This window comes from Paenibacillus sp. FSL E2-0178 (genome assembly GCF_038593005.1).
Lineage (GTDB): Bacteria > Bacillota > Bacilli > Paenibacillales > Paenibacillaceae > Paenibacillus_AQ > Paenibacillus_AQ phytohabitans.
The window spans coordinates 5,724,301-5,750,138 of sequence record NZ_CP151953.1; the positions used below are offsets into that span (position 1 = coordinate 5,724,301).

17 protein-coding genes and 2 rRNA genes are annotated in these 25,838 nt (G+C 52.5%); 18 read left to right on the plus strand and 1 reads right to left on the minus strand.

Annotation, left to right across the window (positions count from 1 at the left end; all coding sequences use genetic code 11):
* Positions 1-19: 19 nt before the first annotated feature.
* From MHI42_RS25040 to MHI42_RS25110, 15 genes are all read left to right on the plus strand, one after another.
* Positions 20-1,636 (plus strand): extracellular solute-binding protein, encoded by a 1,617-nt coding sequence (locus MHI42_RS25040; RefSeq protein WP_342420973.1) that lies wholly within the window; start codon positions 20-22, stop codon positions 1,634-1,636.
* A 15-nt stretch (positions 1,637-1,651) separates the two neighbouring features.
* Positions 1,652-2,563: an ABC transporter permease subunit gene (locus MHI42_RS25045; protein WP_342424799.1), complete on the plus strand. Its 912-nt coding sequence runs from the start codon at positions 1,652-1,654 to the stop codon at positions 2,561-2,563.
* A gap of 14 nt (positions 2,564-2,577) precedes the next feature.
* Positions 2,578-3,459 (plus strand): carbohydrate ABC transporter permease, encoded by an 882-nt coding sequence (locus MHI42_RS25050; RefSeq protein ID WP_042139988.1) that lies wholly within the window; start codon positions 2,578-2,580, stop codon positions 3,457-3,459.
* Between the two features lie 34 nt (positions 3,460-3,493).
* Positions 3,494-5,563, plus strand: a complete 2,070-nt coding sequence (locus tag MHI42_RS25055) for a TIM-barrel domain-containing protein (RefSeq protein WP_342420974.1) — start codon at positions 3,494-3,496, stop codon at positions 5,561-5,563.
* Between the two features lie 9 nt (positions 5,564-5,572).
* Complete coding sequence (locus tag MHI42_RS25060; RefSeq protein ID WP_342420975.1) at positions 5,573-7,090, plus strand: FGGY-family carbohydrate kinase; 1,518 nt, start codon at positions 5,573-5,575, stop codon at positions 7,088-7,090.
* Positions 7,091-7,103: 13 nt separating this feature from the next.
* Positions 7,104-7,982, plus strand: a complete 879-nt coding sequence (locus MHI42_RS25065) for a class II fructose-bisphosphate aldolase (RefSeq protein WP_342420976.1) — start codon at positions 7,104-7,106, stop codon at positions 7,980-7,982.
* A gap of 34 nt (positions 7,983-8,016) precedes the next feature.
* The gene (locus MHI42_RS25070; RefSeq protein ID WP_342420977.1) at positions 8,017-9,066 is read left to right on the plus strand and encodes a DUF4432 family protein; all 1,050 of its coding nucleotides are present in this window, start codon (positions 8,017-8,019) and stop codon (positions 9,064-9,066) included.
* A 19-nt stretch (positions 9,067-9,085) separates the two neighbouring features.
* On the plus strand, positions 9,086-10,579 hold the full coding sequence (araA, locus tag MHI42_RS25075; protein WP_342420978.1) for an L-arabinose isomerase: 1,494 nt from the start codon (positions 9,086-9,088) through the stop codon (positions 10,577-10,579).
* A 175-nt stretch (positions 10,580-10,754) separates the two neighbouring features.
* Positions 10,755-11,042, plus strand: coding sequence for an Asp-tRNA(Asn)/Glu-tRNA(Gln) amidotransferase subunit GatC (gene gatC / locus MHI42_RS25080; RefSeq protein ID WP_042139983.1), 288 nt, complete (start codon positions 10,755-10,757; stop codon positions 11,040-11,042).
* A 25-nt stretch (positions 11,043-11,067) separates the two neighbouring features.
* Entirely contained in the window at positions 11,068-12,525 is a 1,458-nt protein-coding gene (gene gatA / locus MHI42_RS25085; protein WP_171717944.1) for an Asp-tRNA(Asn)/Glu-tRNA(Gln) amidotransferase subunit GatA, read from the plus strand.
* A 40-nt stretch (positions 12,526-12,565) separates the two neighbouring features.
* Positions 12,566-14,011 (plus strand): Asp-tRNA(Asn)/Glu-tRNA(Gln) amidotransferase subunit GatB, encoded by a 1,446-nt coding sequence (gene gatB, locus MHI42_RS25090; RefSeq protein WP_342420979.1) that lies wholly within the window; start codon positions 12,566-12,568, stop codon positions 14,009-14,011.
* Positions 14,012-14,114: 103 nt separating this feature from the next.
* Complete coding sequence (locus MHI42_RS25095) at positions 14,115-14,588, plus strand: GNAT family N-acetyltransferase (protein ID WP_342420980.1); 474 nt, start codon at positions 14,115-14,117, stop codon at positions 14,586-14,588.
* A gap of 37 nt (positions 14,589-14,625) precedes the next feature.
* A complete protein-coding gene (locus tag MHI42_RS25100) occupies positions 14,626-16,551 on the plus strand; it encodes a DUF4097 family beta strand repeat-containing protein (RefSeq protein WP_342420981.1) in 1,926 nt (641 codons plus the stop codon).
* Between the two features lie 125 nt (positions 16,552-16,676).
* On the plus strand, positions 16,677-17,108 hold the full coding sequence (locus tag MHI42_RS25105) for a Fur family transcriptional regulator (RefSeq protein ID WP_039310392.1): 432 nt from the start codon (positions 16,677-16,679) through the stop codon (positions 17,106-17,108).
* A gap of 179 nt (positions 17,109-17,287) precedes the next feature.
* The gene (locus MHI42_RS25110; RefSeq protein ID WP_342420982.1) at positions 17,288-19,009 is read left to right on the plus strand and encodes a glycosyl hydrolase family 18 protein; all 1,722 of its coding nucleotides are present in this window, start codon (positions 17,288-17,290) and stop codon (positions 19,007-19,009) included.
* Positions 19,010-19,109: 100 nt separating this feature from the next.
* On the opposite strand, the gene MHI42_RS25115 is transcribed toward MHI42_RS25110, so the two are convergent.
* On the minus strand, positions 19,110-19,475 hold the full coding sequence (locus tag MHI42_RS25115; protein ID WP_039310396.1) for a DUF2614 family zinc ribbon-containing protein: 366 nt from the start codon (positions 19,473-19,475) through the stop codon (positions 19,110-19,112).
* A gap of 131 nt (positions 19,476-19,606) precedes the next feature.
* Here MHI42_RS25115 and MHI42_RS25120 point away from each other — a divergent pair, with 131 nt between their 5' ends.
* The 3 genes from MHI42_RS25120 (at position 19,607) to MHI42_RS25130 (ending at position 25,827) form a co-directional block, all read left to right on the plus strand.
* Positions 19,607-20,482, plus strand: a complete 876-nt coding sequence (locus MHI42_RS25120; protein ID WP_042239683.1) for a nucleotidyltransferase-like protein — start codon at positions 19,607-19,609, stop codon at positions 20,480-20,482.
* Positions 20,483-20,955: 473 nt separating this feature from the next.
* Positions 20,956-22,513, plus strand: a 16S ribosomal RNA gene (locus tag MHI42_RS25125).
* Positions 22,514-22,898: 385 nt separating this feature from the next.
* Positions 22,899-25,827, plus strand: a 23S ribosomal RNA gene (locus MHI42_RS25130).
* Together the 16S and 23S rRNA genes form the textbook arrangement of a ribosomal RNA operon.
* Positions 25,828-25,838: the final 11 nt, after the last annotated feature.

Sequence of the window (25,838 nt, forward strand, 5' to 3'; positions counted from 1 at the left end):
ATGAGGGGGAAGCAAAATCATGAGAAAAATTGCCGCTTTATCTATTAGTACTGTTCTTTTGGCCTTGACAGCCTGCAGCTCTCCATCCAATACCAAAGACACTGCCAGCTCCAGTGCCGATCCCAAGCAACCCATTGACCTGCGGGTAGGCCGTTATTCCCTGCCCACCTGGGGTTATCCCGCAGGGGATGATTTTACGAACAACATCTGGTACCGGCATTATGCTGACAAGTTCAATCTGAACGTCATACACGAATGGACAGCTCTGCAGAATGAATACAATGAGAAGCTGAACATCGTCATTGCCTCGGGATCGATTCCGGATATCGTCATCGAAGCCTCCACCAACCAGCTGGAGACCATGGTAAAGGCCGGTATGACAGCGGATCTGACCGATGTTTTCGAGGAGCATGCGTCTGATTTGACGAAGGAGATTCTCACCGGTGACGGCGGCCTTGCGATGGATTCAGCCACCTTCGACGGCAAGCTCATGGCTTTGCCTTACACGACCTCGGTTATCTATGAACCCAGTCTGCTGTGGGTGAGGCAGGACTGGCTGGATAAGCTGAACCTGCCTGTGCCGAAGACCATCGACGATGTGATTGCGGTGGCCAAGGCCTTCAAGGAACAGGACCCGGACGGCAACGGCATCGACGACACCGGCGGGCTGGCGTTCAGCAACTGGCTATTCGACGGGATTACCTCCACCACCGGATTCTTCAACGGCTACCATGCCTATCCGCAGAGCTGGCTCAAAGGAGATGACGGCAAGATCACCTACGGCAGCGTGCAGCCTGAAATGAAGAATGCCTTGGCTAAGCTCAGAGAAATGTATCAGGCCGGCCTGATTGATCCTGAGTTTGGCATGAAGGATACGACCAAGGTAACGGAGGAGGTCAGCGGCGGCAAATACGGCATCAGCTATGGACGCTGCTGGAACGTATACATGTACGGTACGGGTCTGGAGGGCCAGCCGGATATGGTCTGGACTCCACTGGCGGCCCCAAGCGCCGACGGCGAGGATGTATTTGCCAATGTAGGCACAACCGTGGTGAGCTACTACGCGGTGAACAAAGACTATAAGCATCCCGAAATTCTCGTCCAATTATTGAATGATTACAACGAGATGGCCTACGGTCCGAACCGGAATGATCCCGAAGTCAAGAAATTCTTTGCTTTCGAAAAAGGGCAGACCATTGTGGAACAGGGGCACTTGTCCCTGGCCCGGACCCTTACGACCGATGATGCTACCGTGAAATCTTTGGAATACCTGATCGAAGCCATCGAGAAGCGCGATCCCAGCAAGCTGGATCAGGCTCTGACCGAGACGGGGAAATACGAACCGAGCATAGCTTATCTGGACGGCAAGGGGACCGGCTATATGGAGTATCACCAGGTCAAAGCCTTCAAAACGATTGTGGAGGGCTATGGCACGGATCATCTGATTCCCCAGGCTTATGGAGGCACCACAGAAACGATGCTGAATAAAATGGGCATTCTGGGCGATTATGAACGTGAAATTTTCACGAAGATCATCATGGGTGCGGAGCCTATTGACGCCTTCGATACCTTCGTATCCGAGTGGCACAAGCTGGGCGGCCAGCAGATTCTGGACGAGATCAACGCCAGCTTGTGATGAAAGGGGTAGCCTATTGTGAGAGCATTGCACCTGAAGAGCCGCTTCAGACATGAGTTGCCGTATCATTTGTTTTTGATACCGGGAATTATACTGGCCGTTCTATTCTGCTATATCCCGATGATGGGGATTGTCATGGCCTTCCAGAACTTTAGCGTGTTCAAGGGCTGGCTTGCCGGTCCATGGGTCGGGATGGACAATTTCAAATATATTATTTCCATGCCCCGCTTCGGGCAAGTCATGTATAACACGATCTATATCTCGATTTTGAAAATTGTATTTTCATTGATTGTGCCTATCGTTGTTGCGCTGCTGCTGAACGAAATGCGCGGCCAGAAGCTGAAGCGGGTGCTGCAAACTGCGATGTACCTGCCTTATTTCCTGTCCTGGGTGGTGCTCGGCGGCATCATTCTGGATGTCCTCAGTCTGGAGGGGGTGATTAACAGCCTCATCAAGGCCTTTGGCGGAGAGCCGGTGGGCTTCCTGTCCAGCAACCGGCTGTTCCCCGGCGTACTGGTCACTACTGAAGTGTGGAAGAACTTTGGATTCAATACGATTATCTATATGGCTGCGCTAACCTCCATCAATCCGGATTTGTATGAAGCAGCCATGATTGACGGAGCCAGCCGCTGGCGGCAGATCTGGCATGTTACGCTGCCCGGCATTCGTCCTACGATCATTCTTCTGGCTACTCTCAGTCTGGGCAATGTGCTGAACGCCGGGTTCGAGCAGGTATTCATGCTGCTCAATCCGCTGGTGGTCGATTCCGGCGATATCCTGGATACGCTGGTCTACCGGCTGGCCTTCAATCAGGCACAGTACAGCGTAGCGACAGCCGTGGGACTGTTTAAATCACTGGTGTCCGGAGTACTTATTTCAGTTTCCTATTATATGGCCTATAAGTTTGCCGATTACCGCATTTTTTGAAAGGGGGAGCAAGGGTGAAATACCGTTTGAACGGCAGCACCGTGTTCGCAGTATTCAACAAAGTGTTTCTCATTCTCTTGGGAATCCTCTGCATTGCGCCGATCGTCAATACGTTAGCCATTTCCTTCAGCTCCGCCTCGGCGGTGGCGATGGGGAAGGTACGGTTTTTTCCGTCGGACTTTTCACTGGACGCTTATAAATTTATCGCTACCCGTCCGGAATTTCTAAGATCCTTGGGCGTGGCTGTGATCCGGGTGCTTGTAGGGAGCGCCCTGCAGATGCTGGTTACCTTTATTTCGGCTTATCCCCTTTCCAGGGAGAACAGGGATTTCAGCATGCGGACGTTTTATGTATGGTTTTTCATGTTCACCATCCTCTTCAGCGGAGGCATTGTTCCCCTGTACATGCAGGTGAAATCCCTCCACATGCTGGATACCATGATGGTACTGGTTCTGCCGACAGCCCTGGCGGTCTTCAACATCGTTCTGATGATCAATTTCTTCAGAGGACTGCCCCGGGAACTGGATGAGTCCTTCCGCATAGATGGAGCCGGACACTGGACCATCCTGTGGCGGTTATACTTCCCGCTGTCCTTGCCTGCTTTTGCGACCATCCTGCTGCTGGCTATGGTAGGGCATTGGAATAGCTGGTTTGACGGAATGATCTTCATGAACCAGACCGAGAACTATCCGCTCGCCACCTATTTGCGCTCCATTATTGTCAGCTTCGATTTCAGCAATGTGAGGTCTGAGGATGCCGCACTCCTGGCCAGCATCTCACCGCGCACGACCAAGAGCGCGCAAATCATTCTGGCCACGTTGCCCATCTTGTGTGTATACCCTTTTTTACAGCGTTATTTCGTGTCTGGTCTCGTCCTGGGAAGCGTGAAGGGATAGTTCCAAAAACTATTTACAGTAGGAGAAATGGATTATGCAGAAAATTGCCAGCGGAATCTTTAAGCTGACCTTCGGAACACCCGAAGAATTTACACCGGTATCGGTATTGAAGCCTGTCACATGTCTCGAAGCGCTGAATGCGCTTGAAGATCATCCGCTTCCCTTTCTAAGGGAGGACATTCATTTTCAACCGCGCCAGGGCTCCGTATTGCTGGAGATTCCCTTGGAGCCGGAAGAGGAAGTATACGGTTTGGGCTTACAGCTTAAATCGTTCAGACAGAGCGGCAGCAAGAAGAAGCTGCGCACGAATTCCGACCCGTCCGCGGATCTGGGCGACTCCCATGCGCCGGTTCCCTTTTATGTAAGTAATGCCGGTTATGCCATTCTGGTGGATACGGCCCGGTACGCGACCTTTTTCAGCGGAGGGTGCAAGAGAGTTGGCAGCAAGCAGGATCTGGAAGGCTTCGAATCGGCAGGCACCGAGAAGGGGCACTGGGAAGTGAAAAAGGGAAGCGGCAATATGCTGGTGGATATCCCTGCGGCGCAAGGAGTAGATATTTATGTGTTTTGCGGCGGGGATATGAAGGACGCGGTCAGCCGCTATAATCTGTTCAGCGGCGGCGGGGCGTTACCTCCGATGTGGGGATTGGGTGTGATGTACCGCGCCGACTGGCATGCGGATCAGGAAGATGTCCTGCAGTTAGCCCGGCAAATCAGGGAAGATGAGATGCCCTGCGACATGTTTGGTCTGGAGCCCGGCTGGCAGACGAACGCCTACTCCTGTACTTATGTGTGGGACAGCAACAGATTTCCAGATGAAACAAGGCTGATCCAGGATCTGAATGATATGGGGTACCGGCTTAATCTGTGGGAACATGCTTATGTGCATCCTGATAGTCCTGTCTTCCCGGAGCTGAAGCCTTATTCGGCCGACAGCTATGTATGGGACGGTCTGGTGCCGGATTTCACCCAAGCTGAGGCCCGGAAAGCCTTCACGGACATCCACCAGCCCTTCATTGAGGCGGGGTTGTCAGGCTTCAAGCTGGATGAATGCGATAACGGCGATTATATCGGCAACTGGGGCTTTCCCGATTTCGCCCGTTTTCCGGGAGGGGCGGACGGGGAGCAGATGCACAGCTTGTTCGGCCAGCTCTATCAGCAAACGATGCTCGCCCCGTTCAAGGCAGCGGATCGCCGGACCTATGGACAGGTGCGCGCTTCCCATGCGCTCGCGGCGCCCTATCCCTATGTACTGTACAGCGACCTCTACGACCATGAAGACTTCGTACGGGGGCTGGCCACAGCGTCCTTCTCAGGTCTGCTCTGGTCGCCGGAGGTCCGCCAGACAGCAACGAGGGAAGAGCTGCTGCGCCGGATTGGCGCAGTGATTTTCTCGCCTCTGGCGGTGCTTAACTGTTATATGATTCCTTCGCCGCCGTGGAAGCAATTCGATCATGACAAGAACCATGCCGGTGAATGGCTGGAGGATTGGCCGCAGCTGGCGCAGCAATGCAGAAAGCTTCTGCAAATCCGAATGAGTCTGATTCCTTACCTGTATGCCGCATTTGGCAGATACCGTCAGCAGGGGGTACCGCCTATACGTCCCTTAGTGATGGATTACCCGGGTGACTCTGAGGTGCTGGATTGCTTCGACCAGTTCATGGTTGGAGAGGATCTTATGGCTGCTCCTGTTGTCTATGGTAACGGTGACACACGTAAGCTCTACCTGCCTCAAGGCCGCTGGTACGAACGATTGACCGGAGAGTGGCTGAACGGCGGACAATGGATCACCCGCCAGGTTGCTGAGGATGAAGTTCCTCTGTATATCAAACAGGGCGCGCTAATTCCTTGGGCAGAGCCCGTTCTATGTGTCCGGGACGACACCGTTTTTAATATAGAGCCTGTTCTGTACGGTGCGGAAGCAGGGGAATGCTCGCTTTTATGTGATGATGCAGTCAGCTATTCCATGATTTCTGAGAGCCTGCCTTTTGCCACAATTAAGGTGACCCAAGAAGGCGGTCTGAGCATAGAGCAACAAGACATAATCTCTGAGCGCTATAGTATAGCCGGTGTGAAATACGTCCCGGATGGGGAGAGGGGCTGAATCGGGGACATGGCCGTCGATCTCATAGGCCTAGATATCGGGTCAACAGGCACGAAATGCCTGATCATGGCTCCAACGGGTGAGGTGCTGGCCCAGGCATACAGGGAATACCCCATGGAATCGCCGGAAAGCGGCTGTTATGAGCTGAGTCCGCAGCGGGTGTGGGAAGCGGTGGTAGCTGTGATCAGTTCCGCAATGAACAAGTATGACAGACCGCCTGCCATGCTTGCCGGACTGTCCGTTTCTTCCTTTGGGGAGGCTGCAGTTCTGCTCGACAGCGGGGGCTGCGTGCTTGGAAACAGCCTGTTGTATATTGACAGGCGGGGAAGCGAGCAACTGGAGGTTTTGGTGGAGCATATCGGAGAAGAGAACATCATTGGCAAGTCGGGCCTTCATCCCCATCCGATGTACACCCTCTCCAAATTGATGTGGTACCGCGAAGAGCGGCCGGACATTTATAAGCGGCTTCATACATTTCTGCCGTTTGGATCATTCATTCTCTATAAGCTGGGTGCAGGACCGGTAATCGACTATTCGCTGGCGTCCAGAACGATGGCCTTTGATGTCCACCGGCTTGAGTGGGATGAGGAGATTATCCGGGCGTCAGGCTTAAGGAGCGGGATATTTCCCCAGGCGCTGGAGCTTGGATCACGGCTCGGCCGGATTTCACCCGCAGCGGCTGAGGCGCTGGGGTTGCCTGCCCACCTTCAGCTGGTGCTCGGCGGACATGACCAGGTATGCGCTGCCATCGGCGCGGGAGTCACGGAAGAAGGCTCGGCCGTAGACGGCATTGGCACCGTAGAGTGCATCACGCCGGTCTTTCATAAAATGCAGGTCAATGATAAAGCGCTTGCGCTCAGCAAGCTGGCGCTGGTTCCTTATATCCAGGGAAGTTATACCACATATGCGTTTAATTTCACCGGCGGCTCCCTGCTCAAGTGGTACAGGGACCAGTTCGGTTATGAAGAGAAATGTGCGGCAGATGAGTCCGGCCGGAGTGTCTATGAGATTATGGGCGAGAGCGCCGGAGAAGGTCCCACGGACATCTTGGTACTGCCGCATTTTGCCGGCTCAGGCACTCCATACATGAATCCGGCTGCGGTTGGGGTCATCGCGGGCTTGAATTTCAACACCACGAAGGGTGAACTGTACAGAGCCTTGATGGAGGGCGTCACCTATGAGATGAGGCTCAATCTGGATTGTCTGGAGCAAGCGGGTATGCGTATCAGAGAACTAAAAGCCTGCGGCGGCGGTGCCAAGTCCGCCCTGTGGCTGCAAATCAAGGCGGACATCATGAACAGGGCCGTCATCGCCCTCGATATCGAAGAGGCGGGTATTCTTGGAGCGGTTATTCTGGCCGGGGTGGCGCTGGGAGTGTTCCCTTCCTATGCAGAAGCTGCCCGCCATTTGGTGAAGGTGGGCACTACCTTCTATCCCCGCCCGGAGAACCGCAAGCACTATGACGAGAATTACGCCAAATATAAACGGCTGTATCAAGCAGTGAATAACGTCATGTCGAACCCATAGGAGATGTTGAAGAATGCCATTAGTGACCCTGAAAGAGTTAATGAAGGATGCCGAAGCCAAGCGTTATGCCGTCGGCGCGTACAATGTGATTAATTTGGAGATGATCCGGGGAATCATTGCCGGGGCCGAGGAGGCACGCTCACCGGTCATTCTGTCCTTTGCGGAAGTGCATATTCCGCTTGTTCCGCTGGAGGTGATCGCTCCCATTATACTGGCGGCTGCGAGGCAAGCGCAGGTTCCCGTTGCGGTACACCTGGACCACGGCCAGGATCACGAAATTCTGATCCGGGCGATGCAGCTCGGCTTCTCGTCGGTGATGTTCGACGGTGCGCATCTGCCGCTGGAGGAGAATATCCGCCAGACCAATGAGATCAGCAAAATCGCCAAGGCGCTCGGAGTTTCCGTAGAAGCCGAGCTTGGCAAGATTCTGCGTCCGGAGGGCGGCGGAGCGGAGGAAGAGATCGAAGAATATGATCCGGACGATGTATACACCAATCCCCAAGAGGCACAGACCTTTATTGCACATACCGATGTCGATGCGCTCGCCGTTGCTTACGGGACCGCGCACGGTGTTTATCTGACAGAACCGGTTCTGGATTTTGAGCGGTTGAAGCTCATCAAAGAGCTTACAGGCCTGCCGCTGGTGATGCATGGCGGGTCCGGACTGGATGAAGCTGCCTATGAAACTTCCATACAGTGCGGCATCCGCAAGCTTAACTATTATTCCAATATGGCGCATGAAGTGGCCAATACCCTCCAGGCGAAATTGGCGGCCAACAGCGCGCAGCAGCGCAAAAGCTATTATCATGATCTATCCAGATGGGCTATGGAAGCAGTGCAGCAGGATATTGTTCGTACGATGAGAATTTTCGGGAGTGCCGGACAAGCCTGAGGCTTTCCTTCCCGGGTGCAGGAGGAATGGCGGTATGGCAAGACTTTATGGCAGAGAATGGACCCGTCGTGAGCTGGAAGCCAGAGTTGGGAGAATAGAGCAGCTTGCGGGAGTGCAGCCCTTTGTAATGAGAGAAGGGCCGGAGGCCGGTCAGGAAGTGTTCCGTGTGCGGACCGGCTCCGGCCTCTCCTATTGGGTGCATCCCGGCAAGGGATTGGATATCTCTTTGGCTGAATTTTGCGGCATTCCGGTTAGCTGGTCTGCCGCCAACGGCGATCCCCATGCCGCTTATTTCAGGGATGAGGGGAATCACTGGCTGCACACAGCTTCCGGCGGGTTGCTGATGACTTGCGGCTTGTCGCAGGCGGGCGCGGCCGGCCGGGATGAATACGGAGCTTATGGATTGCATGGGCAGATCCATCATACACCCGCACGCCAGGCTTCATATCAGGTGGAATGGCAAGGCAATGAATATGAGATGCGCCTGCGGGGAGTCATAGAGGAGACGTCCATTTTTGGACATAAGCTGCGTTTGACCCGCACGATTACAAGCAGGCTTGGAGAGAACAGTTTGCAGCTTCGCGATAGCGTGGAGAATGCAGGCTTTACCCCGGCCCCGCATCTGATGCTGTATCATTTCAACTTTGGCTTTCCGCTGCTTGCGGAGGATACCAGGATCATCTTGCCGGAGAGCAGCTGTGCTCCGCGTGATGATGATATGGAGATATCACGGATAGATGAATGGCAGGCGCCGGATCAGCGTTTCAAGGAACAAGTGTACTACCATGAGCCATTGGAGCAGCAAACATATATCTGCGCTCAAATCAGCAGCCCTTCTTTTCCTGTACCCGGCTTATCCGCTTCATCGGGAGGCCTGACGGTAGAGCTGAAGTGGGATCAGCGGACGCTGCCCAGACTGGTGCAGTGGAGAATGCCCGGAGCAGGTGAACATGTGCTGGGACTCGAGCCGTCCAATTGCTGGACCCGGGGGAGAGCGGAAGAGCGCGGAGCGCATTCTTTGAAGCTGCTGGAGCCTGGAGAAGCCGTTCATTACGAGATTGAATTGAAATTCAAAACGAACTGAACTAACGGAGGAATTTGATATGCTGCAGGCTAAGCCTTATGTATTCTGGTTTGTCACAGGGAGCCAAGGTTTGTACGGAGAGGATGTACTCGAGCAAGTGGAGGAGAATTCCAGGAAAATGGTGGAGGAGTTAAACCGCGAAGGGGGCCTCCCGTATCCGATCCAATTCCGCGAAATGGTTACGGCTCCGGAAGCGATTCTGCGAGTGTGCCTTGAAGCCAATTCCAGCGGGACCTGCGCGGGGGTGATCACATGGATGCACACCTTCTCTCCGGCCAAAATGTGGATCTCGGGGCTGACCCAGCTGCGCAAGCCGCTGCTCCATCTCCATACCCAATACAATGTCGAGATTCCCTGGGACAGTATCGACATGGAGTTTATGAACTTGAACCAGGCGGCGCACGGCGACCGTGAGTTCGGGTTCATAGGCGCCCGCCTGCGAATGCCCAGAAAGATTATTGCAGGCCACTGGAAGGATGAAGAGGTCCGTGCAAGAATCGGAGGGTGGATGAAGACGGCGGCGGGTTATACCGGGAGCCAGACGATGAGAATCGCCAGGTTCGGCGATAATATGCGTGATGTCGCGGTGACGGAAGGCGATAAGGTGGAGGCGCAAATCAAGCTGGGGTGGACGGTCAACGGCTATCCGGCCGGCGATCTGGCTGAACGGGTTCGAAGTGTAAGTGATGCCAAGCTGCGTACGCTGATGGATGAATACGCGGAATTATACGACTTTACGGATCAGGGTCGCGCCGATGGCGCTGAACGGGAAGCCATTCGTGAACAGGCGCGGATGGAGATTGCGCTGAGCGAATTTTTGGAGGAGGGCGGATATACAGCGTTCGTGACCAGCTTCCAGGACCTGCATGGACTGAAGCAATTGCCGGGGCTGGCGGCTCAGCGGCTGATGGCGGCAGGCTACGGCTTCGGCGGTGAAGGCGACTGGAAGACGGCCGCGCTGGTACGGATGATGAAGATTATGGCCGGGAATCAAGGCACCTCTTTCATGGAGGATTATACGTATCATCTGCAAAAGGGCAATGAAATGGTGCTGGGTTCCCATATGCTGGAGATCTGCCCGTCCCTGGCTGCGGACAGACCAAGGATTGAAGTGCATCCCTTGTTTGTCGGCGGCAAGGAAGCTCCGGCGCGTCTAATATTTGGCGGCGCAAGCGGCACAGGAATCAATGCCACCCTGGTGGATATGGGCGACCGGTTCCGCCTGATCGTCAATGAAGTGAATGCCGTACAGAATGAATATAGAATGCCTCATCTGCCGGTAGCGCGCCTGCTCTGGCAGCCGCAGCCGTCCTTGACCCGTGCATCGGAAGCCTGGATTCTGGCCGGGGGTGCACATCACTTCGCCTTTTCCTTCCACACAACGAGTGAACAGCTCCGGGATTGGGCGCGCATGGCAGGAATCGAGTGTCTTGTCATCGACGCCTCCAGCACCTTGATTTCACTTGAAAATGAGCTGCGCTGGAATGACCTGTATTACCGGTTGAATCATTAGCCGGATTAAGCTTAATCAGTCAAAGACCCGCTTCCTGCCACAATCAGCAGGTGCGGGTCTTTTGCTGCATATATCTCCCTCAATCGACAAGCGCATTGAATTGTAAGGCCGTCTACAATATAATTAAAAACGTTATCCGGGCGCTTTAGCCCTTTAAACAGGAGGGATATTCATTATGAGCATCACCGTCAAAGATGTGCAGCATGTGGCCAAGCTGGCCCGACTGCAATTAAGCCCGGAAGAAGAGGCTACCTTCACCGAACAAATGAATGCTATTTTACAATATGCCGAGAAATTGAATGAGCTGGATACTGAGAATGTAGAGCCGACCACTCATGTGCTGCAGGTCAGTAATGTGATGCGTGACGATGTAGTCAAGGAGAGCCTGTCCCAGGAGGCAGCGCTGCTTAACGCACCGGAAGATGAAGACGGACACTTTAAGGTTCCCGCTGTTCTGGAATAACTAAAGCCTGAGAGGAGGAAGCAAGTTGAGCCTGTTTCAATATCGATTACCTGAAGTACATAACATGCTGCACAGTAAAGCGGTCTCGGTCAGTGAACTGACGGAAGCGTCGCTTTCTGCCATTGCGGAGCATGACAGTAAGGTTCATGCTTTTTTGACGCTGAATGAAGAGGGTGCCCGTGATCAAGCACGCGCACTAGACGACAAGCTGGCTTCCGGAGCCGCGCGCGGTCTGCTGTTCGGACTTCCTGCCGGAATCAAGGATAATATTGTCACCAAAGGTCTGCGCACCACCTGTGCCAGCCAGTTCCTGACCAATTTCCAGCCGGTTTACGATGCCACAGTAGTTTCCAAGCTGCGCCAGGCCGATGCCGTAACGATCGGCAAGCTGAACATGGACGAGTTCGCCATGGGCGGCTCAAATGAGAATTCCAGCTTCGGCGCTGTGCGTAATCCATGGGATTTGGAGCGTGTTCCCGGCGGTTCGAGCGGTGGTTCGGCAGCGGCGGTTGCGGCCGGAGAAGTGTTCTTCACCCTCGGCTCCGACACCGGCGGCTCGATCCGCCAGCCGGCTTCCTACTGCGGAGTGGTCGGTCTTAAACCTACCTATGGCCTGGTCTCCCGTTACGGTCTGGTAGCTTTTGCCTCCTCCCTGGATCAGATCGGTCCGATTACCCGCACCGTTGAGGATTCCGCATATGTACTGCAGGCTATTGCAGGCTATGACGCCCAGGATTCCACCTCGGCCAAGGTCAGCATTCCGGATTACCTGAGCTCGCTGACCGGCGATATTTCCGGTTTGCGCATTGCAGTGCCGAAGGAATACATCGGCGAAGGCGTAGATGCATCGGTCCGCGAATCTGTGCTGTCAGCGCTTAAAGTACTTGAAGGTCTTGGCGCCGTGTGGGAAGAAGTTTCTCTCCCGCATACTGAATACGCCGTAGCCGCTTATTATCTGCTCTCCTCTTCAGAGGCTTCCTCCAACCTGGCCCGTTTTGACGGCGTCCGCTATGGGGTTCGTGTAGACAATGGCGGCGGTTTGCTTGACCTGTACCATAACTCCCGTAGCCAAGGCTTCGGACCTGAAGTCAAGCGGCGGATTATGCTGGGTACCTATGCACTGAGCTCCGGATATTATGATGCTTATTATTTGAAGGCGCAGAAGGTGCGCACGTTGATTAAGCAGGATTTTGATGAAGTGTTCAAGAAATATGATGTCGTTATTGGCCCGACTGCGCCAACCACAGCCTTTAAGCTGGGCTCGCAGACCGAAGATCCGCTGACGATGTACCTGAATGATATCCTGACCATTCCTGTCAGTCTGGCTGGTATTCCTGCCATCAGCATCCCTTGCGGCTTCGCGGAAGGCCTGCCTGTCGGCTTGCAGATTATCGGCAAGGAGTTTGACGAGAGTACGGTACTGCGCGTTGCGCATGCCTTTGAACAGCATACAGAGCATCACAAGGCCCGTCCGCAAATGTAGCTACCAGTTTGAGTATATATGCCCACAAAACTTTTAAGGGATGAGATTATCTATGTCTAAATATGAAACGGTCATCGGGCTTGAAGTTCATGTGGAGCTTCATACCAAGTCCAAAATCTTCTGCGGCTGCTCCACAGAATTCGGCGCTCCGCCCAATACACATACCTGCCCAGTCTGTCTCGGCCACCCCGGCGTATTGCCGGTTCTTAACCGCCAGGCCGTAGAGTACGCGATGAAAGCTGCAATGGCGCTTAACTGTACGATCGGCGATGTCAGCAAATTCGACCGCAAGAACTATTTTTACCCCGATTCGCCAAAAGCGTACCAGATTTCGCAATATGACCAGCCTATCGGCCTGAACGGCTGGATTGATATTGAAGTGAACGGAGAGACCAAACGGATCGGCATCACCCGTCTTCATCTGGAGGAAGATGCGGGCAAGCTGACTCATGTGGACGGCGGCTTTGCTTCACTGGTTGACTTCAACCGGGTGGGGACTCCGCTTATTGAGATTGTCTCTGAGCCCGATCTGCGTTCACCGGAGGAGGCGCGCGCCTATCTGGAGAAGATCCGCGCCATTATGCAGTACTGCGATGTATCCGATGTGAAGATGGAAGAGGGATCGATGCGCTGTGATGCCAATATCAGCCTGCGGCCGGAAGGCCAGGAGGAATTCGGCATCCGGGCAGAGCTGAAGAACATGAACTCCTTCCGCGGCGTACTCCGCGGTTTGGAGTATGAGCAGTTCCGTCAAGGCGAGATACTGGACGACGGGGGGATCGTTGTCCAGGAGACCCGCCGCTGGGATGAAGCTGGAGGTAAGACCTTGTCTATGCGCGGTAAAGAAGAAGCGCATGACTACCGTTATTTCCCGGACCCGGATCTTATCGTGCTGCATATTAGCGATGCCTGGAAGGAGGATATCCGCGCAACCATTCCTGAGCTTCCGGATGCCCGGCAGGCCCGTTACAGTGAAGAATTTGGCCTGACTGCCTATGATGCCGGAGTGCTTACTTCATCCAAGCCGCTCGCTGATTTCTTCGAGGGCAGTCTGGCCTACACACAGGATGCCAAGGCTGTCGCCAACTGGATGATGGGAGACCTGCTGGGATATTTGAACAGCAATAATCTGGAATTATCCCAGGTGAAGATTACGCCGCAGGGGCTGGGTGAGATGATCGGCCTGATCGCAGGCGGAACCATCAGCAGCAAAATTGCCAAGACCGTCTTCAAAGAAATGCTGGAGAGCGGTAAGCTGCCGGCAGTTATCGTTGAAGAGCAGGGGCTGGTCCAGATCAGTGATGAAGGGGCAATCAAAAAAATTGTCCAGGATGTGGTCGCTGCTAATCCGCAATCTGTCGAAGACTACAAGGCCGGTAAGAAACAAGCGATCGGCTTCCTCGTTGGCCAGGTTATGAAAGAAAGCAAAGGGAAAGCAAACCCCGGTCTTGTTAACACGCTGCTCGCTGACTTATTGAACAGCTAGGGGCTGCTTTTGGCTAATAGATTGGGTAATAAGTCATAGAATCATGAGCACAGGGCTTGTCGGCAACGGCAGGCCCTCTGCAGTATATAAGGGGACTGTACGGATGGATACAATAGTGAAGCTGGATCTGCAGGATGAGATAATACTGGATGAGCTCTGGAGTCTTCAGCATAAGGCGTACCGCCTGGAAGCGGAGATCATAGGGTTCCGTGATATCCCGCCGCTGCTGGAGACCAGAGACATGCTGAGCCGGGTTAAAGAGGACTTCTACGGCTGTCTCGACGACAATGAGGAGCTCATGGGGGCTGTTGCAGTAATGGAGGAGGCTCCCGGTAAGCTGACCGTTACACGCATGATGGTAAGTCCGGATCATTTTCGCCAAGGGGTGGCGGGCAGAATGTTAGAATTTATCTTTGCCCGTTATGCGGAAATGGAACAGTTTATCGTATCTACGGGAAAGCTGAATGTTCCGGCAGTAACGCTCTACACCAAACACGGGTTTATTCCTGCAGGTGTTGAAGAGGTAGCTCCGGGTGTGGAGCTGATAGAGTTTCACAAGAGCGGCAAGATTGAATGACAAGCGAAGCAAACGTTCTGAAAGGAGGAGTGCCGAGATGAATTCAGGTCAACATGATCATGAGAATAATCCCGTGCAGGATGAAGAGAAGGAAGCTGCTTTGCAGGAAGCTGAAGCTGGCGGAGAACCTAAGGCCCCTTATATCCCTCCCCGCCAAAAGCGGCGTCCCCGCAAACGCAAATTTATAGCCGGCCTGCTGGCTGCAGTTATTCCCGGCACGGGACATCTGTATCTCGGGCTGCTCCGTAAAGGAATTTCGTTTATCTTTCTTATTCTGCTGGATATTGTGGCTCTGCTGTATTTCTCATCCATCGGGATGCAGATCAATGTACCGCTGCTAATTTTGCTGGCGCTCCTGATCCCGGCGTTGTACTTCTATAATGTGTTCGATGTGCTCCAGTCTGCAGACCGGATATTGCGGTTCCCTGAAGAGCATGACCCTGAACTATCGGATATGAAGGATTCTGCGAAGAATGCAGGGCGCCGGGTGAGAATCAGCGAGCCGGGGGTTTCCTTTGGTCTGCTGCTGCTCATTGGCGGGGCGCTGCTCTTCCTCTTCCGCCAGAAGCCGCCCTGGCTTCAAGTGTTCATTGAGAACTCCGCAGGTGCAACCGTAGCGGTTCTGCTGATGATTCTGGGCCTGCTTCTGGGTGTACGGGAGATTGCTAAGGACTCGGGCGCACGTCTGAGCAAGGAACGGCGGAGCCGGCGTGTGGGCAGATATACTGCATCCGCAGTGCTGATTAGTGTCGGAGTTCTGTTGCTCATGGATTGGCGTGACGGAACTGATTATATGATGCTGCTGCTGAAATGGTGGCCTGTTATTCCGGTATTATGGGGAGTGGAGTATCTGCTGATCCACTTCTTTTCCCGCCGCCGCAGCCAGAACGTCACTACTGCCAGAGCCCGTATGGACCTGCGCGGACTGTTCTCGGCCATCCTGCTCTCGGCATGCGTATTTATCGTAACGGAGCAGGAGCATTATCTGCATCTGTGGAACCGGGTCAGTCTTAATTTGACTGTAGCGGCAGTTGATTATGGAGAAGCTGAAGGAAGCCGTTATGAGAAGGCTCCGCTTATTGTTCCAGTTGAACTGAATACGTCCGGAATCAATATTGATGCGATTAACGGGGATATTCTGATCCACCGGGCTGCTGTGGAGGATATTGAGATTACAGCAACAGTCTGGGTGGATCAGCTGGACGGGGTACTTGCCGAATCCATAGCGGATCAGTCTTTTGTCGATGTGACAGAAGACACGACGATCAAGATCACTCCCCAGGGGAAGGCGTACGGTGAATCCGGCAAACGCCAGCCGCGGATAGATCTGGACATTTCCCTGCCCGAGGACCGACGGTTTGATCTGGGGGTACGCACGATGAACGGCGGTATTACTCTGCAGAACGTGGAGGCTATTTCAGATATTTCTCTGGAGACAGGGAACGGGGAGCTGATCCTGCACCGTATTTACGGCAATGTAAAAGGGAAAACCCTCAATGGCGCAGTACGCGCCAGAAACGTACAGGGGAGTGTTGAACTGACTACGAGCGGTGGTGATATGGGGGCCTGGGAGATTAGCGGGACTCTGAAGCTGTCATCGGCAGTCGGTAATATATCGGCAACGGATAGCGGAGATGCACTGGATCTGTCCACGAAGAACGGCAATGTGGAGGTAGCCGGAGCCAGATCGAAGCTGCACGCCGAATCTTTGAACGGCAGAATCAACATTCGTTCGAACGACTTCGGCGGAGACTGGGATATCTACAGTGCTGTCGGAGATATCGATCTCTACTTACCGCTTACGGGTAATTATACGGTGGAGGGCTCAAGCGGGTACGGGGATATTGTAACGGACCTGCCGGGACTTGTAATCGACAAAAAAAACCTCTCCGGCCAGATCGGAACGGGTGAGTTCAAGCTTCGTGTGGATGGAAACAGCAATTTAAATGTGAGCAAATATTGAAATAAGTAATTTTTATTATATAATAATGAATATAATGTAAGGACTTCGTTGACAACATTGAAAGCCCGGTCTTACAATTACATTAGAGTTATTATTAAGTTGTATAATTAAAGGCGGTGGCATGGATGGGTAGTGGCGTACAGCATGCATTGGAGCAACTGAAGACAACCGGTGTCCGTATTACGCCTCAGCGTCATGCGATTCTTACGTATCTGATGGAAGCGATGAATCATCCTACGGCAGACGATATTTACCGAGCGCTTGAGCCTCAGTTTCCCAGTATGAGTGTGGCAACGGTGTATAACAATCTTAAGATGTTTATAGAAGCGGGTATGGTCCGCGAGCTGACCTACGGTGATAATTCCAGCCGTTTCGATGCCAATGTGTCTGATCATTATCATGTCATCTGCCAGGAATGCGGTAAGATTGAGGATTTCAGCTATTCTTCTCTCCATGAGGTAGAGGAGCGTGCCGAATTGGCTACAGGCTTTAAGATTCATGGATTACGTATGGAACTGTATGGTGTTTGCAAATGCTGCAACGAGAAGCAGCACTAAGATATGGAATTGCAGGCGTGTAGAATCCGAATGCGGATTATACACGCTTTTTTCTATGGAGCTGTTACAAAAATACAAAGCTTCCAGCAGTTTGGCGCAACCAATAGGGCCGCGATGTCGTATACTTAACAGAAGTGCTATCTGATTATAAATTTATCATACTGTTTGGAGGATATATTTTGGACAGAAGACAGAGACAAAGACGCGTCAAAAAGCGTGGAAGTCTTTTTCGCCGCTTATTGGGACTTGTCATTATAGCTGCCGCAGCCTTTTGGGTTGTATATTATGTATTACCGAACCGTCAGCATCTGGATCCGGATTGGAAGGGGCTGGAGAAGCCTGTTTTTGTTAAGGGAGAGCTTACCGGATACTCAGCCTCAGGGACAGGGGACAGCCTGCTATTACCACTGCCGCTATTACAGGAATACGTAGATTCATCTATCCGTTACGAGGAAAAGAGCAAGTCTGTGATTCTGTCGACAGACAGCAGTCTTTTATATATGCAGGAAGATTCAACAGCAGCAAGTTTGAACAATGAGCCCCTGCAGCTTCGTCTTGCGCCTGAAGAGAAGGATGGGGTGACATATCTTCCGGCAGATACACTGGAGGACTTATATGGCTTTGAGGTAGACGAGGATAGCAGTACCGGTGCTGTTCTGTTAATGACTGCCGGCGAATCGGTGCCGTTAGGCAAGGTGAAGGGTAAGGAAGGCGGACGGACCAAAGCGCTCCGCAGCGGAGCCTCCGTACATGCGCCAATCCTTGCTGATATGCCGCCGGGAGCCACAGTGAGAATCTGGAATTCAGACATCAAAGGCTGGCTGTATGTGCAGCTGGAGAGCGGATATACAGGGTTCGTCAAGGCGGACGATATTCTAGCAGACGGGAATAGAACAGTAGTGCAGCAGCCTGTGGCTCCTACCCGTGCCGAACGCAGCTGGAAAGGAAAGCCCGTTAATATGTTCTGGGAGGCAGTCTACGAACGCAAGCCGAATCCTGCGAAATTCGCTGATTTGCCTGGGATTAATGTGGTTAGTCCAACCTGGTTCAGTATTATCGATGTTAATGGCAATGTACGCAGCCAGGCTGACAGCGCCTATGTAGATTGGGCTCACACCCAGGGCATGGAGGTATGGGGACTGCTCAGCAACAGCTTTGAGGCGGACCTGACTACGGAGGCACTATCCACGTATGACAGACGGATGAATACAATTGTGCAGATGCTGAAGTATGCGGATCTGTACAACCTGGACGGTATTAATATCGACTTTGAGAATGTATACACCAAGGATGGACCTAATGTAACCCAGTTTATGCGGGAACTGAAGCCCATGGCGCAGAGCCGGAATCTGATTGTCTCTATTGATGTAACTCCGAAATCAAACAGTGAAATGTGGTCCTTGTTCCTGGATCGCCGGGCGCTTGGAGCCGTGTCGGATTTCCTGATCGTAATGGCTTATGATGAGCATTGGGCGGCCAGTCCGGTTGCCGGTTCTGTGGCTTCCCTGCCGTGGGTGAAGAATTCTATAAACCGGATTATTGAAGAAGATGAAGTGCCTGCCGAGAAGCTGATTCTGGGGATACCCTTGTACACTCGTATCTGGACCGAGAAGACCGAGAAAGGTGAAACCAAAGTAAGTTCCAAGGCCGTCAGTATGAATGCGGTCCAGGAGATACTTGCCGAGAAGAAGCTGACACCGGTTCTTGATAAGGAAGCAGGACAGAATTATGTGGAATATAAAGAAGAGGATGTTCTGCGCAAAATATGGATCGAGGATAAAGTTTCGCTGGCAGCCAGAGTCGAGCTGGCGCAGTCCTTCGGCCTTGGCGGGGTAGCCTCATGGAATCGGAGCTTTGCCAATCCGGAAGCGTGGGAAGCACTCAAGGCAATTGTTGAATAATGCTTAAGTGGATTAATTATAAAACGGGTGTCGTCCATTAGAGGACGACACCCGTTTTATTTGTATCCGCCAGGAGATTATTAAAGACATATGAATTCGATTATTGCTTCAATTGCTGGACTTCAAGTTCTTCAGCAGTAATTGTGGCTTGTGCAGGGTCCATCGTAAGGATGGTGTGACAGAACATACAGCGGTCCGTTTTGCCAAGCATTTTGGTCAGCTTATGGCATTCGGGACATTCCACCTGGACAGCACTGGTTGAGAGCATGCCCGCCCAGAAGTAGATGGCCAGACTGGCCATCATGGAGATTAGACCAATGACGAGACCGATAGCAGCGACAACCTTGCCTGCAGATCCCCAGAATACAATGCCTGCGGTTCCCATAATCATAAGACCCATACCCAGCATCGTAAGAAGCAGTCCCCAGGTGCGAAAAGCGTTGATTTTGGCCGATTTAAATTTCATGAGTATTATCTCCTAACTGAAATATAGTTCGGTTGTCCAGGAGGAACTGACATGAATATGTAGAATATCATTTATGTAAAGAGAATTATAACTGACTGGATGCAAAATCGCCAAATTTGATGGAGGGAAGTATGGAACTGTCCAATTTGACCCTATTAAGTGGGGAGACATTTGATGAGAATGTTCTTGGAGCCGTTGCTTTGCGGCAAAGAGGCAATGACACATTTCAGAGCGCGCTGCTGCACGACTTTGATATGATGGTGCTCATGCTGCATGAGGAACAGGAGACAGAGCGAATTATAACCCACACCATTGCCGGGGACCGGCGGACGCAATCCGTGCATGTGGGTCTATCTGCTTTGGAACGCGCTGTGATGGCAGGGGACAATAATGAACTCCTTACCAGTTTAATGTCCGGTGAGGTGATCTGGGACCCTAAGGGGATATTGGCGGAGATGCGGAAGGAACTCATTCAGTTTCAAGGTCCGCTGAAAGAGCGGGTATTGTTTATGGAATTCTCCCGGTTTCTACATATGTACGTGAAGTCGAAACGTTACCTTGAAGCAGGCTGTACTATGGATGCTTATAACTGCGTGCTGATCGCTCTGTATCATTGGGCACGTATTGAAGTGAGCGAGGCCGGATATTTTCCGGAACCCGCAGTTTGGGGACAGGTCAAGAATTTGAATTCTCCGGTTCATAAGTTATATGAGGAACTGACAGTAAGTACAGAAACGCTGGAGCAGAGAGTCGAACTGATTTTGCTGGCCTGCGAGTTTGCGTTAATGTCAAAAATGGCGGATTGTTGCGCTATGCTTCTCCATATCCTGAGCAGCCGTAAGGAGGCTTGGAGTATTAAAGAACTTCTACAGCATTCAGGACTGAGCCAGCTTCAGGCAGAGCTGCCGCTTGTTCTGCGCAAGCTTGTATCGCGTTCATTAATTAGAGAAATTACTTCTTGGGCTGTTGAGGCCGGGGACGGGCATGCAATTCGGTATACCCTTTAGTTAGGTGGCTGTCCACGGATATGAATAGACCTATAATAGAAAAATAAGCAGGAGGATGGAGAGAGGTAGTGTACTCTCTTTTTTTATTTGTCCTTGCTGCATGAGCGCAGATAATGAGGGGAATATTTAGGGTTGACTAGGACGCAACTTATGTGATAAATTATAACTCGTCCCTCTGACATAACGATGCGCTGCAAAGCAGTCGTAAATCAGCCGAAAAAAGAAATCAAAAAAAAGGTTGACTAAAACGAGGGCGCTGTGATATATTATAAAGGTCGCTGCTGAAACAAATAACGGCGACAAAAGATGAGACATTGATCTTTGAAAACTGAACAACGAGTGAGTGGGAAATCACGAAAGTGACTTCCGAAATAGATGAGTTTCATAGCGTCTTGTACGCTTTAGAAATCTCATCGTGAGAATGAAAATTCTCGTCAGATGTTTCAAAATGAGCAATCGCTCTTTCTAAATACAATTTGGAGAGTTTGATCCTGGCTCAGGACGAACGCTGGCGGCATGCCTAATACATGCAAGTCGAGCGGAGTTTGAATGGAAGCTTGCTTTCATTCTTGCTTAGCGGCGGACGGGTGAGTAACACGTAGGCAACCTGCCCTCAAGACTGGGATAACTACCGGAAACGGTAGCTAATACCGGATAATTTCTTTCCTCTCCTGAAGAGAGAATGAAAGGCGGAGCAATCTGCCGCTTGGGGATGGGCCTGCGGCGCATTAGCTAGTTGGTGGGGTAACGGCTCACCAAGGCGACGATGCGTAGCCGACCTGAGAGGGTGAACGGCCACACTGGGACTGAGACACGGCCCAGACTCCTACGGGAGGCAGCAGTAGGGAATCTTCCGCAATGGGCGAAAGCCTGACGGAGCAATGCCGCGTGAGTGATGAAGGTTTTCGGATCGTAAAGCTCTGTTGCCAGGGAAGAACGTCCGGTAGAGTAACTGCTACCGGAGTGACGGTACCTGAGAAGAAAGCCCCGGCTAACTACGTGCCAGCAGCCGCGGTAATACGTAGGGGGCAAGCGTTGTCCGGAATTATTGGGCGTAAAGCGCGCGCAGGCGGTCATTTAAGTCTGGTGTTTAAACCTTGGGCTCAACCTGGGGTCGCACTGGAAACTGGGTGACTTGAGTACAGAAGAGGAAAGTGGAATTCCACGTGTAGCGGTGAAATGCGTAGATATGTGGAGGAACACCAGTGGCGAAGGCGACTTTCTGGGCTGTAACTGACGCTGAGGCGCGAAAGCGTGGGGAGCAAACAGGATTAGATACCCTGGTAGTCCACGCCGTAAACGATGAGTGCTAGGTGTTAGGGGTTTCGATACCCTTGGTGCCGAAGTTAACACAGTAAGCACTCCGCCTGGGGAGTACGGTCGCAAGACTGAAACTCAAAGGAATTGACGGGGACCCGCACAAGCAGTGGAGTATGTGGTTTAATTCGAAGCAACGCGAAGAACCTTACCAGGTCTTGACATCCCGATGAAAGCATTAGAGATAGTGCCCCTCTTCGGAGCATCGGAGACAGGTGGTGCATGGTTGTCGTCAGCTCGTGTCGTGAGATGTTGGGTTAAGTCCCGCAACGAGCGCAACCCTTGACTTTAGTTGCCAGCAGGTTAAGCTGGGCACTCTAGAGTGACTGCCGGTGACAAACCGGAGGAAGGTGGGGATGACGTCAAATCATCATGCCCCTTATGACCTGGGCTACACACGTACTACAATGGCCGGTACAACGGGAAGCGAAACCGCGAGGTGGAGCCAATCCCAGCAAAGCCGGTCTCAGTTCGGATTGCAGGCTGCAACTCGCCTGCATGAAGTCGGAATTGCTAGTAATCGCGGATCAGCATGCCGCGGTGAATACGTTCCCGGGTCTTGTACACACCGCCCGTCACACCACGAGAGTTTACAACACCCGAAGTCGGTGGGGTAACCCGCAAGGGAGCCAGCCGCCGAAGGTGGGGTAGATGATTGGGGTGAAGTCGTAACAAGGTAGCCGTATCGGAAGGTGCGGCTGGATCACCTCCTTTCTATGGAGAATCGTCACCTGCAACGGTGACATTCAAATCGGAAGCTAAAGCTTCCACAACGAACCTTAGGGTTCAAACACTCACTCGTTGGTCAGTTTTGAGAGTTTAAGCTCTCATCTTTAACTGTCTGAATTTTCGAACATCACAGTCGTGATTGTACCGAAACTTCAGCACCTTGATCCTTGAAAACTGGATACCGAAACGAATTTGCGTTTTAGAACATCTTTTAGCTGAAACTTGTGTAAGCAAGTTGAAATAGTTATTAGTGCAGAACGAAGGTTTTCGATTGTGCAGCGACCTTTGGCTTTGAATGTGTTAGTGAATGGAGCAATCCATGAGCGGCATTCAAAACAAGAGGAGCAAGCAAGCGAAACACCGGAGTGACGGTTAAGCTAATAAGAGCACACGGAGGATGCCTAGGCGCCAGGAGCCGACGAAGGACGTGGCGAACAACGAAACTGCCTCGGGGAGCTGTAAGCAAGCTTTGATCCGGGGGTGTCCGAATGGGGAAACCCAGCTGTGGTAATTCGCAGTTACTCATTTCTGAATACATAGGAAATGTAGAGGCAGACCAGGGGAACTGAAACATCTAAGTACCCTGAGGAAGAGAAAACAATAGTGATTCCGTCAGTAGCGGCGAGCGAACGCGGAACAGCCTAAACCAAGGGGCTTGCCCCTTGGGGTTGTGGGACGTCTCACATGGAGTTACAAAGGAATATGGTAGGCGAAGAGGTCTGGAAAGGCCCGCGATAGAGGTAAAAGCCCTGTAGCCTAAACTGTGTTCTCTCCGAGACGGATCCCGAGTAGTGCGGGGCACGTGAAACCCCGTATGAATCCAGCAGGACCATCTGCTAAGGCTAAATACTACCTGGCGACCGATAGTGAAACAGTACCGTGAGGGAAAGGTGAAAAGCACCCCGGAAGGGGAGTGAAATAGAACCTGAAACCGTGTGCTTACAAAAAGTCAGAGCCCGATCTATGGGTGATGGCGTGCCTTTTGTAGAATGAACCGGCGAGTTACGTTTAACATGCAAGGTTAAGGTGAGAAGCCGGAGCCGCAGCGAAAGCGAGTCTGAATAGGGCGATTTAGTATGTGGACGTAGACCCGAAACCGTGTGATCTACCCCTGTCCAGGGTGAAGGTGCGGTAACACGCACTGGAGGCCCGAACCCACGCATGTTGAAAAATGCGGGGATGAGGTGGGGGTAGCGGAGAAATTCCAATCGAACTCGGAGATAGCTGGTTCTCCCCGAAATAGCTTTAGGGCTAGCCTCGGTGAATGGAGTGGTGGAGGTAGAGCACTGATTGGGTGCGGGGCCCGCAAGGGTTACCAAGCTCAGTCAAACTCCGAATGCCATTAACTTCTTGCCGGGAGTCAGACAGTGAGTGCTAAGATCCATTGTCAAAAGGGAAACAGCCCAGACCATCAGCTAAGGTCCCCAAGTGTGTGTTAAGTGGGAAAGGATGTGGAGTTGCACAGACAACCAGGATGTTGGCTTAGAAGCAGCCACCATTGAAAGAGTGCGTAATAGCTCACTGGTCGAGTGACTCTGCGCCGAAAATGTAACGGGGCTAAACACACCACCGAAGCTATGGCTAGATGCTTTGCATCTGGGGTAGGGGAGCGTTGTATGTAGGTTGAAGGTGTACCGTAAGGAGCGCTGGACAGCATACAAGTGAGAATGCCGGTATGAGTAACGAAAAGATCAGTGAGAATCTGATCCGCCGAAAGCCCAAGGTTTCCTGAGGAAGGCTCGTCCGCTCAGGGTAAGTCGGGACCTAAGGCGAGGCCGAAAGGCGTAGTCGAAGGACAACAGTTTGAAATTACTGTACCACCGTAATCCGCTATGAGCGATGGGGTGACGCAGGAGGGTAGTGACGCGGACTGATGGATGTGTCCGTCTAAGCAGTGAGGCTGATGTGTAGGCAAATCCGCACATCATTAAGGCTGGGCTGTGATGGGGAGCGAAAATTGTAGTAGCGAAGGTCATGATCTCACACTGCCAAGAAAAGCCTCTAGCCAGGAGAAGGTGCCCGTACCGCAAACCGACACAGGTAGGCGAGAAGAGAATTCTAAGGCGCGCGGAAGAACTCTCGTTAAGGAACTCGGCAAAATGACCTCGTAACTTCGGGAGAAGAGGTGCCTCGGTAGGGTGAATAGCCCGAGGGGGCCGCAGTGAAAAGGCCCAAGCGACTGTTTAGCAAAAACACAGGTCTGTGCGAAGCCGCAAGGCGAAGTATACGGGCTGACGCCTGCCCGGTGCTGGAAGGTTAAGGGGAGTGGTTAGGAGCAATCCGAAGCTGTGAACCGAAGCCCCAGTAAACGGCGGCCGTAACTATAACGGTCCTAAGGTAGCGAAATTCCTTGTCAGGTAAATTCTGACCCGCACGAATGGCGTAACGACTTGGGCGCTGTCTCAACGAGAGATCCGGTGAAATTTTAATACCTGTGAAGATGCAGGTTACCCGCGACAAGACGGAAAGACCCCATGGAGCTTTACTGCAGCTTGATATTGAATTTGGGTACGATCTGTACAGGATAGGTGGGAGCCGTAGAGGCAGGAGCGCAAGCTTCTGCGGAGGCGCCGTTGGGATACCACCCTGATCGTATCTAGGTTCTAACCTAGTGCCCTAATCGGGTACGGGGACCGTGTCAGGCGGGCAGTTTGACTGGGGCGGTCGCCTCCTAAAGAGTAACGGAGGCGTTCAAAGGTTCCCTCAGAATGGTTGGAAATCATTCGAAGAGTGCAAAGGCATAAGGGAGCTTGACTGCGAGACCAACAAGTCGAGCAGGGACGAAAGTCGGACTTAGTGATCCGGTGGTACCGCATGGAAGGGCCATCGCTCAACGGATAAAAGCTACCCTGGGGATAACAGGCTTATCTCCCCCAAGAGTCCACATCGACGGGGAGGTTTGGCACCTCGATGTCGGCTCATCGCATCCTGGGGCTGAAGTAGGTCCCAAGGGTTGGGCTGTTCGCCCATTAAAGCGGTACGCGAGCTGGGTTCAGAACGTCGTGAGACAGTTCGGTCCCTATCTGTCGTGGGCGCAGGAAATTTGAGAGGAGCTGTCCTTAGTACGAGAGGACCGGGATGGACGTACCGCTGGTGCATCAGTTGTTCCGCCAGGAGCATGGCTGAGTAGCTACGTACGGACGGGATAAGCGCTGAAAGCATCTAAGCGTGAAGCCCCCCTCAAGATGAGATTTCCCAATTAGTAAGACCCCTTGAAGACGACGAGGTAGATAGGTTGGAGGTGGAAGTGCAGCAATGCATGGAGCTGACCAATACTAATCGGTCGAGGGCTTATCCAAATTTCGAAGAA

Bases quoted from the DNA above. Each gene is read 5' to 3' on its own strand.
- MHI42_RS25100 (WP_342420981.1), top strand. From the start codon at position 14,626: ATGAATTCAGGTCAACATGATCATGAGAATAATCCCGTGCAGGATGAA.
- araA (WP_342420978.1), top strand. From the start codon at position 9,086: ATGCTGCAGGCTAAGCCTTATGTATTCTGGTTTGTCACAGGGAGCCAA.
- MHI42_RS25065 (WP_342420976.1), top strand. From the start codon at position 7,104: ATGCCATTAGTGACCCTGAAAGAGTTAATGAAGGATGCCGAAGCCAAG.
- MHI42_RS25095 (WP_342420980.1), top strand. From the start codon at position 14,115: ATGGATACAATAGTGAAGCTGGATCTGCAGGATGAGATAATACTGGAT.
- MHI42_RS25055 (WP_342420974.1), top strand. From the start codon at position 3,494: ATGCAGAAAATTGCCAGCGGAATCTTTAAGCTGACCTTCGGAACACCC.
- gatB (WP_342420979.1), top strand. From the start codon at position 12,566: ATGAGATTATCTATGTCTAAATATGAAACGGTCATCGGGCTTGAAGTT.
- MHI42_RS25070 (WP_342420977.1), top strand. From the start codon at position 8,017: ATGGCAAGACTTTATGGCAGAGAATGGACCCGTCGTGAGCTGGAAGCC.
- MHI42_RS25060 (WP_342420975.1), top strand. From the start codon at position 5,573: ATGGCCGTCGATCTCATAGGCCTAGATATCGGGTCAACAGGCACGAAA.
- MHI42_RS25040 (WP_342420973.1), top strand. From the start codon at position 20: ATGAGAAAAATTGCCGCTTTATCTATTAGTACTGTTCTTTTGGCCTTG.
- MHI42_RS25120 (WP_042239683.1), top strand. From the start codon at position 19,607: ATGGAACTGTCCAATTTGACCCTATTAAGTGGGGAGACATTTGATGAG.
- gatC (WP_042139983.1), top strand. From the start codon at position 10,755: ATGAGCATCACCGTCAAAGATGTGCAGCATGTGGCCAAGCTGGCCCGA.
- MHI42_RS25115 (WP_039310396.1), bottom strand. From the start codon at position 19,475: ATGAAATTTAAATCGGCCAAAATCAACGCTTTTCGCACCTGGGGACTG.
- MHI42_RS25105 (WP_039310392.1), top strand. From the start codon at position 16,677: ATGGGTAGTGGCGTACAGCATGCATTGGAGCAACTGAAGACAACCGGT.